The 573-nt window shown below is 45.5% G+C and carries 2 rRNA genes; both read right to left on the reverse strand.

Annotated elements, in window-relative coordinates:
- Positions 1-246 (reverse strand): 23S ribosomal RNA (locus tag E0485_RS24950); the annotation flags it as partial.
- Positions 247-517: 271 nt separating this feature from the next.
- Positions 518-573: ribosomal RNA gene (locus tag E0485_RS24955) — 16S ribosomal RNA — on the reverse strand; the annotation flags it as partial.

Here is a 573-nt window from a genome sequence, read left to right on the forward strand (position 1 = left end):
CTGACGGAATCACTATTTGTTTTCTTCTCCTCGAGGTACTTAGATGTTTCAGTTCCCTCGGTATACCTCCTCTGCAGCTATGTATTCACTGCAGGGTAACTGCGCATTACCACAGCTGGGTTCCCCCATTCGGACATCCCCGGATCAAAGCCTGCATACGGCTCCCCGAGGCATTTCGTCGTTCGCCACGTCCTTCTTCGGCTCCTAGTGCCTAGGCATCCTCCGTGCGCTCTTATTAGCTTAACCTGCTAATATAAAAACTAATTTCTCTTGATTGCTCAAGAAGAACATTAAGGATGTTTCTAAGCCCGTTCAAAAATCTATCGACCCAAAGGGATGACAGAATTTCTTACGGTTCGCGTTTGTGTTACAAACGCTGCTTTCGTTTCGCTATCTAGTTTTCAAGGAACAAAAGTTTGGAAAGGTTTTATCCTTCCAAAACTGAACACGAGTGAAGAAGTTTTGCAGTTAAACTGCATATTTGAATGTTTCCGTTGCAGGAAACGATTCTCCATAGAAAGGAGGTGATCCAGCCGCACCTTCCGATACGGCTACCTTGTTACGACTTCACCC

The sequence above is a fragment of the Paenibacillus albiflavus genome (assembly GCF_004344915.1).
Lineage (GTDB): Bacteria > Bacillota > Bacilli > Paenibacillales > NBRC-103111 > Paenibacillus_AM > Paenibacillus_AM albiflavus.